The following is a 12,685-nucleotide window of genomic DNA, read 5'->3' on the forward strand; positions in this document are numbered from 1 at the left end:
TGAAAGCGCTTTACATTTTAAGTTTACGCCGCTCAAATAAGCTTGTCAAAGGATTGAGATCCACTATTTACTTCACCTAATATAAAGAGAGAAGCCTGTTCCCCCTAGAACAAGCTTCTCTCTTTTGTTATTAACCACCTATTTGACTCATACGCCGCCAAGTCGGTTTATGTGAGGTGTTTTCATCTTGCAACTTTAGCGCCATTTCATGGTTCTCTGGTTTATTATCAATAGATTGTTTCACTAAACGAATCAATTCTTCTGGATCATTTTGGATAAAGGGACGGATATTTAACTCCTCATCCCAGTAAAGACAAGCTTTGATGTATCCATCCGCTGTTAGTCTTAAACGATTACAATTATCACAAAAATGCGAGCTTACAGGGTGAATCAAACCAAAGGAACCTTTAGCGCCTTTTAAGCGATAATTTTCAGATGGTCCATTGCCCGTTACGGTATCGATTGGCTCATATTCAAGACCTTGTTCCTTGCATTTTTCAAAAATCGTTTCAAGGGATAAATATTTTTCCTTCCAACTGTTTCCAGCATGACCAATTGGCATGTATTCAATAAAACGAATATTGATTTCTTTATCCTTCGTAAAATCAAGAAAATCCAAAATTTCATCGTCATTTTGACCCTTTATTAAAACAACATTGAGTTTAATTGGGAAGAGTCCAACCTCTTCTGCTTTTTTCAGACCATCGATCACTTTTTGAAGCCTACCGCCACGAGTGATTTCACGGAAACGATCTTCATGAAGTGAATCAAGACTAACATTAATTCGCGTCAATCCAGCTTCTTTTAAAGCCTCTGCTTTTTTTGGCTAAGTACATGGCGTTTGTCGTAACAGCTATGTCTTCAATTTCTGGAATCGCAGAAATCCCCCGAATGATTTCTACAATATCCGTTCGAAGTAGCGGCTCACCACCAGTTATTCGCACTTTTTTTTATTCCAAATTGCACCATGATTTTCATAAAATCAATGATTTCATCTTTTTGGAGCACTTCTTCATGAGGCAAAAATTTCAGCCCTTCTTCTGGCATGCAATAGACGCACCGCAAGTTACAACGGTCTGTAACGGAAATTCGAATATAATCATGGACGCGTCCAAAACGGTCTGTTAACAATTCCATTTTACAACCTCCTGCTATTTTGACGAATAATCGCCACTTTTTCCTCCAGATTTCTTGAGCAGACGTGCTTCTTTTAGTTCCATCCCCCGGTCCATTGCTTTACACATATCATAAACCGTAAGCCCAGCTACAGTCGCTGCTGTGAGTGCCTCCATCTCCACACCTGTTTTTCCAACTGTGACAACCGTTGCCGTTATCTGGAGAGTATCTTTCCCATTGTCTTGAAACGACAAATCTGCTTTTGTCGTCATCAGTGGATGACACATCGGAATCAGTTCACTTGTTTTTTTGGCAGCCATAATTCCGGCTACTTGCGCAACAGCAAGGACATCACCTTTTTTAATTTGTCCAGCTTTGATGCGCGTAAGTGTTTCTTCTTGCATCCAAACTTTCACTTCTGCAACCGCAACGCGACGTGTTTCTTCTTTTTCCGTAACGTCAACCATCTGAGCGCGGTTTTCTGCATTAAAATGTGTCAGTTGATCCATTCCCATTTTCACTTCCTCATCCGCCGCTTACAGGTGGAATCACGGCAATTTCTTCAATCGTCTCTGGAAGATGATCTTCATCCTGTTTAAATTCCATGTTAACAGCAAGCATACAATTCGGCAAATCTAACGCAATTTCAGGAAATTCACTACTGATTAAATCACGTAAATCTCCGACGACTTTGCAGCCCACTGGGTTAATTTGGCTCTCTTCTCCCACCTTTAAAGCCAGATGAGCAAAAAACTTAATTTTCATGATTGCTTGAACCTCCCCATCTGATTTTATCTGTGTCAAACTCTTCTTTCCAAATCGGCACTCTTTTTTTCAACTCTTCAATGATCATGCGGGAAGCTTCATAACTTTCCGCTCGGTGTGCCGTAGCAACTCCAATAAAAACCGCAATATCCGAAAGTTCTAGTTCTCCTAAACGATGTACGACAACAACGCTTGCATCATACTCTTTCTCTACAGCAGTCGCAAGTCGATCCATTTCTTTTAAGGCCATTTCTTTATAAGAAGTATAACGGATTTTCTCGGTATGTATTTCACCAGTCCATTCGCGAATCGTTCCTGTAAATGTATTGATTGCTCCATATTTCGGATCAATTAGTTTGGCAAACAACGGCTCAATCTCAATTTTTTCCTCTGTAAGCGCTACGTATTTCATATTAAAAACTCCTCTATCAGTGATTCAGCCAGTTGTTCACATTTTTCATCTTCTGCTATAAACTGGATGTGTTCGTTAGCAAGCGGGCAAAAGGAAGCAAAGGCAAGTACTTCGGTTAAACTTGTCTTAAGCTCCACATATTCCTCTAAACTCTTCACAAACACAACCTTAGGAAACGAGGCATCTTTGAATCCCTCGATGACCACCAAATCGGTTTTTGGTAAGCGCTCTAAGGCTTGCTTTAAAGAAAGACTTATATGGCTTAGAAGTGCAAACTGCCGGTTCGAAGTAAGTGCCACATGATCTGCTCCGTTTTCGCGAAAACTAAAACTATCCGTTCCTGGATGGTCCATATCAAAGTTATGCGCATCATGCTTTAAAGCAGCGACCGTAAAACCTTTCTCTTTCGCTTGTTGAATGAGTTGATTCATAAATGTCGTTTTCCCACTCTTTTTATACCCTACAACTTGGAGGATAGCAGCCATACTCGAACCTCTTCTCCTATTGCTTTTCCGACTTTACCACGTGGAATCATTATAAGACAATTCGCAAATGGAAGATTCCCAAGTGCGCTCGACATATCGCTTCCTATAGGCTCTACCTGGTACTTTCCTTCCGAAAAATTAGCTTTCCCGCGCAAAAAGCGATCATAACCATTATTTTTCAAATAATCCCGAGCCATCACACCCCTTACTTCAACAATACTCGAAGCCTCTCCAGAAAACTTTCGAATAACTGGCTCCGCAAATAAGTGAAAGCCTGTGAAGCAAGCGCCAGGGTTTCCTGACAGCGCAATAAGTAGCGTATCTTCAAATATCATGGCCGTTGTCGGACTTCCCGGCCGCATTTGAATTTTATTAAAAAGTAACTGGGCTTCGTGTTTAGCAATTTCAGCCATAAAATCAAAATCGCCAACAGAAACGCCACCTGTCGTTAAAATCAAGTCTACTTTTCCAGCAATTTCTCGCAAACGAGTCAATGTCACCTCATAATCATCCGAAAGCGCCTCATGATAGACCACTTCAGCTCCGTATTCTTCCGCAAGAGAAACGAGAAGTGGCTCATTGCTATTATAAATTTTACCATCAGGCAGTTTTTCCCCTGCCGCAACCAGTTCAGAACCTGTCGAAAGAATTGCCACTTTAGGTTTTGACCAAACCTTCACTTCTGTTATCCCAAAAGAAGCAAGCAAACTAAGCGAACCCGCATTTAATTGGTGTCCCTTTTCGAGCAGTAAATCACCCTTTTGAAACTCTGTGCCTATTTCTGTGATGTTACTGCTTGGTTGTGTATTAATTAAGCGAATTTCATTACTCTTTTCAGTTGTTTGTGATTGTTCCAGCATAATAATTTTGTCTGCACCTTCAGGAACTTTTGCTCCCGTCATAATTCGCACAGCTTCGCCTGGATTCAGGCGTTTGTTATAAGTAGCCCCGCACGGGATTTCAGCCACAACATCAAGTGTGATCGGGAAATCATGATCGTCTTCTGCACATATTGCGAAGCCATCATAGCCAGAACGACGAAAATAAGGCGACGGAAAAGGTGCATAAATGGACTCAGCCAAAACCCTCCCTCTTGCAAGAAACAGCCCAGCTGAAACAGGCTTCAACTGCTCCACGTGCTCCGTAACAATTTGTCTTGCCTCGCTAAAAGGAATCGTTGTTCTTCTTTCTATCATATTTACCTATCCCCTTTTCACAATCTCTAACCGTTTTTTTCATTACTATAATACCGTAATTCAAGAAAAATGAACAGCAAATCTCTTTTTTTCTTAATTCTTGTTTGACAGTTCTCGCTTTATGGCGCCATAATAAAAGAAAAACTATTTTATGCTAACTTGGAGGATTTCTATGTTTACACCTGTCTGGCATTCGATCTTTATCGCACTTTTATCAACGGTCATTGCTTTTCTTGCGATGTTACCGCTCAGTTACTTTTTTGCAAAGCGCAATTCAAAATGGCAACTTCCTATTGAAACGCTCATTTTACTGCCGCTTGTTTTACCGCCAACTGTTGTTGGTTTACTTCTTCTAAGTCTTTTCGGAAAAAATAACGGGTTTGGAGCTTTTTTATATGATACTTTCCACTTTAGTTTTATTTTTTCTTTAGCTGGGGCGATTGTTGCAACAACGATTATTATCTTACCCATTATGTATCAGGGATTGAAAGCCGCATTTCTTTCAATTGATCATGAACTCGTTTGGGCAGCTGAAACGCTTTCTGCTACTTCTGGTCAGATTTTCCGAAAAGTCATCTTGCCCAATTGTTGGCAACCGATTCTAGCTGGTATTTTGCTTAGTTTTTGCCGAGCGATGGGCGAATTTGGGGCGACGCTTATGGTAGCAGGCTACATTGAAGGAAAAACCGATACCATCGCTTCAAGCATTTATTTCATGGTTCAACAAGGTGATTTACGTACCGCCTTCTATTTAGGATTATTTAACTTACTCATTGGCGTTGCGGCTCTTTTTATTATTCATATCCTCACTATTCGCCAAAGTCAGCTCATGAGGGGGATGTAGGATGAATTTAAAGCTTGCCTTCTCTAAACAAATGCCGTTTCATGATTTAAAAGTGGACTATGAGTTTAATGCACAAATCACAGCTATTATGGGAGCAAGTGGTGTTGGTAAATCTACTTTATTTCAATGTATCAGTGGATTAAAGCCGATCGACCAAGGGAAAATCGAGTTTGGAGAGCTTTTATTTGAAGATACTTCAATTGCTCTACGTCTCCCTGCTTCTGAACGTAAGATTGGTTATTTATTCCAAAACTTGGCGCTTTTTCCTAACTTGAATGTCTTTGAAAATATTGCTTTTGGTTTAAAAGTAAATAAAACAACACGAAAAAACAAGGAAGCGATTGAAAGACAAGTTCGTTATATAAGTGATTATTTACAAATTTCCCATCTCCTCTATTCGTCTGTACAAAAACTCTCTGGTGGTGAGAAGCAACGAGTCGCTATGGCACGAGCAATGATCGTAAATCCAAGGCTACTACTACTAGATGAACCCTTTAATGGACTTGATGAAGAAACCCGCTTTATCTGTATGGATCTCGTTCGAGAAATGGCCCGTGATTTTGACATTCCAGTTATTTTTGTCACGCATTATCGCTCAGAAGCGCAAATGCTCACAGATGAAATTCTTCGTTTAAAGGGTGGTCAACTTGAAAAAGACTGATTCATTGAAAGCAATTGTCCTTGCTGGTGGAAAATCAAGTCGTTTTGGTAGTGACAAAGCTTTTTATAGACCCGAAGGGAGCTCGCTTTGTTTCGTCGAGCAAACTATTCAAAAGCTTGAAAAGTTCACTCGTGAGATCTTTATTTCAGTCAATCAAGCTCAAATTCAGCCAATGCAAAGGCTTTTTCATTCCAAAAAGCACATCCAGCTGGTTCCTGACTTAAGTGAAGTTACGGAATATGGACCACTGGGGGGACTTTATAGTGTCAGCCAAAAAGACTCGTTTGATACGGGGCAAAGTTATTTAATTCTTCCAGTTGATTTACCGCGCCTCACTGATGACGAACTTCGCATGCTTGTACAAGCTACTAATGTTTACGCGGCTACGCCTCTTAAAAAACACTTTTTAGTTGCACATCTTCCCTTTTTCAAAACGGAAATTGAAGAGGCGATCGCATCTCGGGAACACCGAGTCAAAAGTTTGCTCGACTTGCTTACTAGCGAGCCGCTGATGTTTCCTTCTTGGGCTGAGCCTCACTTTTTTAATCAAAATACAAAATAAGAGCATCTGCTAGATTTAGCAGATGCTCATTTTTAGTTTTGCGGTTTGTTTTTCCATTTTAACCAACCGTATGAATCTACGATCTGAAGAAAACGAACCAAGCGCGCAAGGCTCATTCCATCATCATTTCCAAAAGCTTCATTAAAATCCACTTCTAACTCGGCCACATTTTTAATGCCATCAAGACGTTTTAAAATAAACGCTCCTTCAACATCTAAATTAATTTTTCGGAAAGCTGGCTGTTTAAAAAAACGAATCGCGATTTTTTCAATTGGATTTTTTCGTTCAATCACAAGAAAGCTCGCTTTCCCCTCATCTATGACCTGTAGTTTTTCTTTCAACACAGGAATCTGATCAATCAAGTTGACTTTTTTTTCTCGCCACACTTTTTCACCTCTTAGTTTGTTTTCTTACGAGGAACTGTCGCGATATAAAGCAGTGCACAGATGATGATAAAGACAATGAATGGCAGCCACTGGTTCTCAATTAGAACATTCGCTGGAATAATGTTTAAGTTGAGCGAAATGATAAAGGCAATCACAACGCCAAGAAGAGATTCCCCAGCAATCAACCCAGAAGCAAATAACGTTCCACGTTCAATCCGTGTATTGCCTTCTTCTTTTTCTTTCTTACGCTTAATAACACCGTTAACAATCATGCGGACAAATCCACCGAACATAACTGTCGCGCTGATGTTAAGCGGCAAGTAAAGACCAACGGCAAATACAAGCGAATTAAGTCCCATAAATTCAACGACAACGGCAATGGATACACCAATGAAGATCAAATCCCACGGCAAGTTTCCATTTAAAATTCCTTCCGCAAGAATCTTCATTAACATCGCTTTAGGAGCTGGAAGTTCTGCTGAACCCATTCCATAAGCGTTATCAAGTAGCGTCAAGATATACCCCATCACAAGACCACTTGCTAAAACACCAATCATCATGGCAACTTGCTGCTTCCACGGGGTACCTCCAACAAGATAACCTGTTTTAAGGTCTTGTGAAATGTCTCCTGCAACCGCAAGCGCCGAACATACAATGGCAGCGACGGTTAATGTCAACAAGATTCCTTCATTACCGTGATATCCAAATGCCTTATACACAAGCGCTACAATAAGAAGCGTTGCGATGGTCATTCCGGATACAGGTGAGGATGAACTTCCGACAATCCCAACAATTCGGGATGCTACGGTTACAAATAAGAATCCAAAAATTCCGATTGCAAGTGCACCAATAATTCCAACATTTGTAAATGGATCAAATGCAATAATAAGCAAAATGGCAGCTGTACAAATTAAAACCCATTTCATCGGAATATCGCGGTCAGTCCGTTCTAATTCCATTAAATGATGTTTTTTATGCTTACTCATGCTTTGCACTGTACTACGAAGTGTTTGGAAAATCGCTGGTAAAGTCTTAATAAGTGTAATCAAACCACCGGCCGCAACAGCTCCAGCACCGATATAGCGTATGTAATTATCCCAGATCGCTGCTACGTCTAAACTACGCAAAGCTTCTGTTGCCGGGAAAATCACTTGAGCGCTTTCTCCACCAAAAAAGGCAATAGTTGGAACAAGTACAAGTGAAGCCATCAAACCACCGGCAACCATTTGTCCAGCAATTTTAGGGCCAATAATAAAGCCGACGCCTACAAGTGCAGGATAAATTTGTGTTCCTACGAAAGCATTTTGAAATTTAAAAACACCCACCTGAACTTCACTTTTAAACAATTTAAAACCATCTGTTAATACCTTAACAAGTCCTCCTGCTACAAAACCAAGTGCGACAAGCTTAGCTTGTGAACCACCCGTTTCGCCGGATTTAAGTACTTCCGCGCAGGCAGTCCCTTCTGGATATGGCAATGTTTCATGTTCATTGACAATCAGCATCCGACGAAGCGGCACCATCATGAACACACCCAAGAATCCCCCAGTTAGCACGATGAAAATCAACATGATTTGATTGATTTCAACACCGAGTAAGAATAAGGCAGGAATTGTAAATACAGCTCCAGCACCTAATGCTTCCCCGGCTGTCGTCATCGTCTGTACGATATTGTTTTCAAGTATTGAATCACGTTTAAAAATACCTCTTAGAATCCCCATTGAAATAACGGCTGCTGGAACAGACGCCGAAACCGTTAAACCAACTTTCAACCCGAGATAAGCATTAGCCGCACCGAAAAGAATCGCTAAAATAACCCCTAATACAATCGAAAAACCTGTGATTTCTGGAAGGGATTTTGATGCCGGTACATAAGGAACAAATGGTTTGTTTCCTTTTTGCTCACTCATTTAAACACCCCTTTTTCATTAATGAACTTTTTTTTATTAATTACTTGCTTTACAGCACAAAAGCAACTGTTAATATCTTACACTCCCACGGGCGATTTGACAAACCTTTTTCTAGAAATCATACAAAAAATGACAATTGACCCCACAAAGGAAAAGTTATTTTTCCACAATACAGGACTTTTAAATTATAAAAATTGCTTTCGTTTCAAACAATCAGAATAATCTCACAACAACCCTATTTGCTTCAAACCATTTAATATCCCATCATCAGATACAGATGTCGTCACATAATCAGCAACAGCTTTGACTTCTGGTCGTCCATTTCCCATTGCAACACCACAACCTACTTCTTGTAACATCTCAATGTCATTTAGACCATCGCCGAATGCATAAGTATCTTCCATTGAAAAGCCTAATTTCTTGATCATATTACGAATTCCGCGAGCTTTAGAGCCGTCACTTGGACAAACATCAACAGAAACATCATGCCAGCGCATAAAGCGATACTGCGGGAAGTTTTCACTATAAAACGAATCAAACTCTTCTTCACAAAAGAGCAAGCACTGATAGATATTTCGCCCCTTATAGTAGTTAGCATCCACTTTCGGATATTCCCGTTTTAGTGATTTCATTCCCTTAGAAACTCCAGGATGATTCGGCAAATTAACACGCATCGTATCACTTGCCGAGAAAACAATAGGATGATCGTTTTCTGTTGCTACTGTGATTAGGCGTTCAAGTGATTCTTGCGGAAGTGGATTTTTCAATAAGACTTCTCCTTCAAAAATCACATACTGACCGTTATAGCAAACAAGCGAATCGATATTCAGTTCCCTTCTAACATCGTCCAACATAAAAGGGGCTCTCCCCGTTGCAATCGCTACATAGATCCCTTTTTCCTTCAGTGCTCTCACAGCAGTTTTTGTGGAAGCTGGAATTTCCTTGTTGTCATCAAAAAGCGTCCCATCCACATCAAAAAAGACAATTTTACTCATAATCTACTCCTTCACCCAATCAATTTATCCGCTACCAGTATATCAAAAATCAACCCAAAATGGTTGTAAAATCATGAAAAAGAACTTTTTTTCAAAAAATAAAAAGCACTTTCCTGTAGCATTTATACATTTTTATGGTATATTAGAAAGCAAGGATATAGTTCGGATAAAGTAAGAAACCTACAACGAAACGGAAAAAATAAGATTTTAATGCAGTTTGCTCTTCAAAGAATTTGTGAAAATTCATGACGAGCTGCTTTGCGATTAAAGTCTTGCAAAAGAAAAACGCGACACAAGTTTGAAAACTCGAGAACTGTGATTGTTTTCGTTTTGCCTTTTTTCAGTTTTTCTGATGCTGTATAACTAAATATATCCGCCAAAAATCGACTTAAAAGTTCGGATCAAGACTAGATTTCCTGACTTTTGAATATTTACTATTAAAGGAGAGAATAAAATGATTTTTAAAGTATTTTATCAAGAAACAAGCACCGAAACACCGGTGCGTGAAAAAACACGTTCACTTTATATCGAAGCAAATGATGAAGTTGAAGTGCGCCAAAATTTAAAAACTGAGCCTTTCCACATCGAACATATTGATGCGCTTAGTGAAAAGCACCTTGCTTATGAAGAAAGGCAACCAGACTTTAAGCTCTGGAAGAAATAAGCTCTATGAAATTTGTTAAAAACAATGAAACAGCTGTTTTCGCTTTGGGTGGACTTGGCGAAATCGGTAAAAATACGTATGGCGTACAATTTCAAGATGAAATCATTTTAATTGATGCTGGAATTAAATTCCCGGAAGATGAGCTCCTCGGAATTGATTATGTTATTCCAGATTATAATTATCTCGTTAAAAACAAAGAAAAAATAAAGGGTTTATTTATTACCCATGGTCACGAAGATCATATTGGTGGAGTTCCTTACCTTCTTCGTGAAATCAATATTCCAATTTATGCTGGAAAGCTTGCAAGTGCACTTATCCGCAATAAATTAGAAGAACACGGCTTACTACGTCAAACTAAAATCTATGAGTTTGAAGAAGATGACGTCTTTAAGTTCCGTAAAACGAGTGTATCTTTCTTTAGAACAACGCATAGTATCCCTGATACTTATGGAGTTGTCGTTAAGACTCCTTCTGGAAATATTGTTCATACTGGTGATTTTAAGTTCGATTTTACACCAGTCGGCGAACCTGCAAACTTAACTAAAATGGCAGAGATCGGAAAAGAAGGAGTGCTTTGCTTATTATCCGATAGTACAAATGCCGAAGTTCCAAATTTCACAATGAGTGAACGCGTTGTTGGTGAAAGCATCAAAAACATCTTTCGGGATGTTCCTGGACGAATTATTTTCGCTACATTCGCTTCTAATATCTACCGACTTCAACAAGTGGTTGAATCCTCTATTGAAACTGGACGTAAGATTGCGGTATTTGGTAGAAGCATGGAATCTGCTATTACCATTGGTCAAGAGCTTGGCTATATTAAAGCGCCTAAAAATACATTTGTTGAAGCTAATCAAATCAATCGTATCCCAGCAAACGAACTCACTATTCTTTGTACAGGAAGCCAAGGGGAACCGATGGCCGCATTATCTCGAATCGCAAATGGTACGCACAGACAAATCCAGATTCAACCTGGTGACACCGTTGTCTTTTCCTCGTCCCCTATTCCAGGAAACACGATTAGTGTGAATAGAACGATCAATTTACTGTATCAAGCTGGTGCAGAAGTGATTCATGGCAAAGTCAACAATATTCATACTTCTGGACATGGTGGTCAACAAGAACAAAAACTTATGCTTCGTTTGATGAAGCCAAAATTCTTCATGCCCATCCACGGGGAATACCGGATGCAAAAAATTCATGCTGAACTGGCTGAAGAATGTGATGTTCCAATAGAAAATAGCTTTATATGTGGAAACGGAGATGTGCTTGCATTAACAAGTGAGTCTGCACATGTAGCTGGTAAAATCCAAGCTGCGAGCATCTATATTGATGGTAGTGGTATTGGCGATATTGGAAATATTGTCTTGCGTGATCGTCGTATTCTTTCAGAAGAAGGACTCGTTACTGTTGTTGTTTCCGTCGATATGGATAAAGCAAAAGTGATGGCTGGCCCTGACATCATCTCACGTGGGTTTATCTACATGCGTGAATCCGGGAATTTGATTGGCGAAGCGCAAAACTTACTAAAACGTCAGTTAGAAAAACTGATGAAGAGTAAGAATCCACAACGTTCGGAAATAAAAAATGAAATCACTGATACGCTTCAACCATTTTTATATGAAAAAACGAAGCGTCGTCCAATGATTTTACCAATTATTATGGAAGTATAAAAAGCTTGATGTCAGTTTAACTGCTGACATCAAGCTTTTTTTATTTATTCTTCATTACTCGCCATTCTCCAGTGAAAAATAAATGAAAGTACAAAAAGCACGAGAACCATCGTTATCTAGAAATCAAGACTCTGAAGTGAAAAGCCAAAAAAATCTGCCATCTTCAAGTAAAAATAACGGATTAGCCTACTCAAAAGTATTTTCATTTTTCACCAAACTATATAGTGACAGTAAAAAATTATCCACTTGCATTCAAATTTAATCAGCGCTAATTAATTGGCTTTCTACGAAAAAATGCCCAAACAAAAAAAGCCGACCAACTAAGTTGATTCGACTTATCATAAAACTCTCATTGAATTTTTTCTTGTAATCGTTCAATATCATCATCGGAGCCAATAACAATCAAAATATCTCCATCCTGCAAAATTGCTGTCGCCTCAGGAGTAATGATCATTTCTTGATCACGCTTAATGCCCACAATGTTTACGCCATAGGCATTTCGAAAATCAAGTTCTTGCAAACTTTTGTCAAAAAAGCGTGGATCGGAAACCGAAATTTCAACTAAGCTATATTCATCCGACAACTCCAAATAGTCTAGCATGTTCTTTGAGACAATATAATGGGCAATTCTTCGTCCCATATCTCGTTCTGGATGGACCACTCGGTCTGCACCAATTTTATCGAGCAACTTTGCATGCTTATCATTCGTTGCTTTTGCTGTAACGAGTTTTACACCCATTTCTTTTAGAATTAAAGTCGTTAAAATACTCGACTGAATATCTTCACCAATCGCAACGATCACATGTTCGAAATTCCGAATTCCTAGCTGACGTAATGCATTTTCATCTGTTGAATTCGCAATAACTGCGTGGGTAGCAACTGACATATACTCATTGACACGTTCTTCATCAGAATCGATCGCGAGCACTTCCATCCCCTGCTCAACAAGTGAACGGCAAATGCTTCCGCCAAACCGTCCTAAGCCAATAACCGCAAATCCTTCCTTCATACGAATT

At 39.4% G+C, this 12,685-nt stretch carries 14 protein-coding genes and 1 pseudogene; 5 read left to right on the forward strand and 10 right to left on the reverse strand.

Translation table 11 applies throughout. The features are described from left to right. Positions 1-130 precede the first annotated feature (130 nt). The 6 genes and pseudogenes from moaA to MAQA_RS04045 form a co-directional block, all read right to left on the reverse strand. A pseudogene (gene moaA / locus MAQA_RS04020) lies at positions 131-1,137 on the reverse strand (GTP 3',8-cyclase MoaA). A gap of 14 nt (positions 1,138-1,151) precedes the next feature. After that, on the reverse strand, positions 1,152-1,631 hold the full coding sequence (gene moaC / locus MAQA_RS04025; protein ID WP_241463079.1) for a cyclic pyranopterin monophosphate synthase MoaC: 480 nt from the start codon (positions 1,629-1,631) through the stop codon (positions 1,152-1,154). Positions 1,632-1,641: 10 nt separating this feature from the next. Next, positions 1,642-1,881 (reverse strand): MoaD/ThiS family protein, encoded by a 240-nt coding sequence (locus tag MAQA_RS04030; RefSeq protein ID WP_036071633.1) that lies wholly within the window; start codon positions 1,879-1,881, stop codon positions 1,642-1,644. Next, positions 1,871-2,293, reverse strand: coding sequence for a molybdenum cofactor biosynthesis protein MoaE (locus MAQA_RS04035; RefSeq protein WP_036071636.1), 423 nt, complete (start codon positions 2,291-2,293; stop codon positions 1,871-1,873). Before MAQA_RS04035 ends, MAQA_RS04030 begins: the two co-directional genes overlap by 11 nt. After that, entirely contained in the window at positions 2,290-2,778 is a 489-nt protein-coding gene (gene mobB, locus MAQA_RS04040; RefSeq protein WP_036071638.1) for a molybdopterin-guanine dinucleotide biosynthesis protein B, read from the reverse strand. Before mobB ends, MAQA_RS04035 begins: the two co-directional genes overlap by 4 nt. Further along, a complete protein-coding gene (locus MAQA_RS04045; protein WP_036071640.1) occupies positions 2,754-3,974 on the reverse strand; it encodes a molybdopterin molybdotransferase MoeA in 1,221 nt (406 codons plus the stop codon). Before MAQA_RS04045 ends, mobB begins: the two co-directional genes overlap by 25 nt. 172 nt (positions 3,975-4,146) lie before the next feature. On the opposite strand from MAQA_RS04045, the gene MAQA_RS04050 reads away from it, so the two are divergent. Genes MAQA_RS04050 through MAQA_RS04060 form a run of 3 tightly spaced genes read left to right on the forward strand, consistent with a single transcriptional unit; the run spans position 4,147 to position 6,041 of the window. Next, on the forward strand, positions 4,147-4,818 hold the full coding sequence (locus MAQA_RS04050) for a molybdate ABC transporter permease subunit (protein WP_036071642.1): 672 nt from the start codon (positions 4,147-4,149) through the stop codon (positions 4,816-4,818). A 1-nt stretch (position 4,819) separates the two neighbouring features. Continuing rightward, a complete protein-coding gene (locus MAQA_RS04055) occupies positions 4,820-5,479 on the forward strand; it encodes an ATP-binding cassette domain-containing protein (protein ID WP_036071644.1) in 660 nt (219 codons plus the stop codon). Further along, positions 5,466-6,041, forward strand: coding sequence for a molybdenum cofactor guanylyltransferase (locus MAQA_RS04060; RefSeq protein ID WP_036071646.1), 576 nt, complete (start codon positions 5,466-5,468; stop codon positions 6,039-6,041). The genes MAQA_RS04055 and MAQA_RS04060 overlap by 14 nt, the downstream gene beginning before the upstream one ends. Before the next feature lie 32 nt (positions 6,042-6,073). Here the strand turns inward: MAQA_RS04060 and MAQA_RS04065 are convergent, their stop codons facing one another. The 3 genes from MAQA_RS04065 to MAQA_RS04075 form a co-directional block, all read right to left on the reverse strand. Continuing rightward, positions 6,074-6,427, reverse strand: coding sequence for a hypothetical protein (locus tag MAQA_RS04065; RefSeq protein WP_036071648.1), 354 nt, complete (start codon positions 6,425-6,427; stop codon positions 6,074-6,076). 11 nt (positions 6,428-6,438) lie between these two features. Next, a complete protein-coding gene (locus tag MAQA_RS04070; protein ID WP_036071650.1) occupies positions 6,439-8,337 on the reverse strand; it encodes an OPT family oligopeptide transporter in 1,899 nt (632 codons plus the stop codon). Positions 8,338-8,561: 224 nt separating this feature from the next. Next, complete coding sequence (locus MAQA_RS04075; RefSeq protein ID WP_036071653.1) at positions 8,562-9,332, reverse strand: Cof-type HAD-IIB family hydrolase; 771 nt, start codon at positions 9,330-9,332, stop codon at positions 8,562-8,564. A gap of 454 nt (positions 9,333-9,786) precedes the next feature. Here MAQA_RS04075 and MAQA_RS04080 point away from each other — a divergent pair, with 454 nt between their 5' ends. Next, positions 9,787-9,996, forward strand: coding sequence for a DNA-dependent RNA polymerase subunit epsilon (locus tag MAQA_RS04080; RefSeq protein ID WP_036071655.1), 210 nt, complete (start codon positions 9,787-9,789; stop codon positions 9,994-9,996). A 5-nt stretch (positions 9,997-10,001) separates the two neighbouring features. After that, positions 10,002-11,669 carry a ribonuclease J1 gene (gene rnjA, locus MAQA_RS04085; RefSeq protein WP_036071657.1) on the forward strand — a complete coding sequence of 556 codons (1,668 nt, stop codon included), beginning with the start codon at positions 10,002-10,004 and terminating at the stop codon, positions 11,667-11,669. A 349-nt stretch (positions 11,670-12,018) separates the two neighbouring features. Here the strand turns inward: rnjA and MAQA_RS04090 are convergent, their stop codons facing one another. Beyond that, positions 12,019-12,678, reverse strand: coding sequence for a potassium channel family protein (locus tag MAQA_RS04090; RefSeq protein WP_036071659.1), 660 nt, complete (start codon positions 12,676-12,678; stop codon positions 12,019-12,021). Between the last annotated feature and the right edge of the window lie 7 nt (positions 12,679-12,685).

The organism is Listeria aquatica FSL S10-1188, from assembly GCF_000525795.1.
Lineage (GTDB): Bacteria > Bacillota > Bacilli > Lactobacillales > Listeriaceae > Listeria > Listeria aquatica.

Coding starts and splice junctions, on each gene's coding strand:
- MAQA_RS04075 (WP_036071653.1), bottom strand. CDS start 9,332: ATGAGTAAAATTGTCTTTTTTGATGTGGATGGGACGCTTTTTGATGAC.
- MAQA_RS04055 (WP_036071644.1), top strand. CDS start 4,820: ATGAATTTAAAGCTTGCCTTCTCTAAACAAATGCCGTTTCATGATTTA.
- MAQA_RS04090 (WP_036071659.1), bottom strand. CDS start 12,678: ATGAAGGAAGGATTTGCGGTTATTGGCTTAGGACGGTTTGGCGGAAGC.
- MAQA_RS04030 (WP_036071633.1), bottom strand. CDS start 1,881: ATGAAAATTAAGTTTTTTGCTCATCTGGCTTTAAAGGTGGGAGAAGAG.
- MAQA_RS04080 (WP_036071655.1), top strand. CDS start 9,787: ATGATTTTTAAAGTATTTTATCAAGAAACAAGCACCGAAACACCGGTG.
- MAQA_RS04050 (WP_036071642.1), top strand. CDS start 4,147: ATGTTTACACCTGTCTGGCATTCGATCTTTATCGCACTTTTATCAACG.
- MAQA_RS04045 (WP_036071640.1), bottom strand. CDS start 3,974: ATGATAGAAAGAAGAACAACGATTCCTTTTAGCGAGGCAAGACAAATT.
- rnjA (WP_036071657.1), top strand. CDS start 10,002: ATGAAATTTGTTAAAAACAATGAAACAGCTGTTTTCGCTTTGGGTGGA.
- mobB (WP_036071638.1), bottom strand. CDS start 2,778: ATGGCTGCTATCCTCCAAGTTGTAGGGTATAAAAAGAGTGGGAAAACG.
- moaC (WP_241463079.1), bottom strand. CDS start 1,631: ATGGGAATGGATCAACTGACACATTTTAATGCAGAAAACCGCGCTCAG.
- MAQA_RS04070 (WP_036071650.1), bottom strand. CDS start 8,337: ATGAGTGAGCAAAAAGGAAACAAACCATTTGTTCCTTATGTACCGGCA.
- MAQA_RS04035 (WP_036071636.1), bottom strand. CDS start 2,293: ATGAAATACGTAGCGCTTACAGAGGAAAAAATTGAGATTGAGCCGTTG.